Here is a 709-nt window from a genome sequence, read left to right on the forward strand (position 1 = left end):
TTTCTTGATATGAATCAATGCATGTTAATCCGACGATTAAGAGAGTTAGAGGAAGATAAAATAATTACTAGGTGTGTATATCCTATAGTACCTCCAAAGGTTGAGTATGAACTTAATGAAATAGGTTATTCCTAGAACCCGTAGTAACTGCCATCTGTGATTTGGAAGATAAATTTAGTGGTTTTGTAGAAAAAACAACTAATAAACCACTGGGGGAATAGCTCAAGGTATTTAAATCATTGCTACTATCTGATATTTTTGGCATATAAATTGTTCGGTCCTATATTTTTATAGTACCTATAATAGTTAGTATTCCTCTGCAAAGACCAGAAGTTTTATTTCCTAAAAAACTCTTCACATTATAAAATGTTAATTTTATTGCTTTCATTTTTTTATAAATATTATTCTGGGAATATGGACAATTTAACTATGTAGATGTCTAGAAGAAATTAGAAAATGAATGATTCGGAACACCAAACGAAAATGAGTGCCACTGAACACACTGCGCTATGGGCTTAATATATGGATGATAGCTTGGCGTGTTATATTTTTCGCTATTAAATAATACACAGAACAGCAAATTCAATAATAGTAAAACTAGTTCTACTGGATGGTTAACTAAACGAAGACCTATTAATACAACTGAAATTAGTGGAGTGTACTTAAATATTCAAAAAACAACGTTGAAAATGGTGCTTGAGTTAGGGTT

At 30.9% G+C, this 709-nt stretch carries 1 pseudogene; it reads left to right on the forward strand.

Annotated elements, in window-relative coordinates:
* A pseudogene (locus FOT98_RS33335) lies at positions 1–221 on the forward strand (winged helix-turn-helix transcriptional regulator); the annotation flags it as partial.
* Positions 222–709: the final 488 nt, after the last annotated feature.

Origin of the sequence: Bacillus sp. HY001, from assembly GCF_007558965.1 — a bacterium.
Classification (GTDB): domain Bacteria; phylum Bacillota; class Bacilli; order Bacillales; family Bacillaceae_G; genus Bacillus_A; species Bacillus_A mobilis.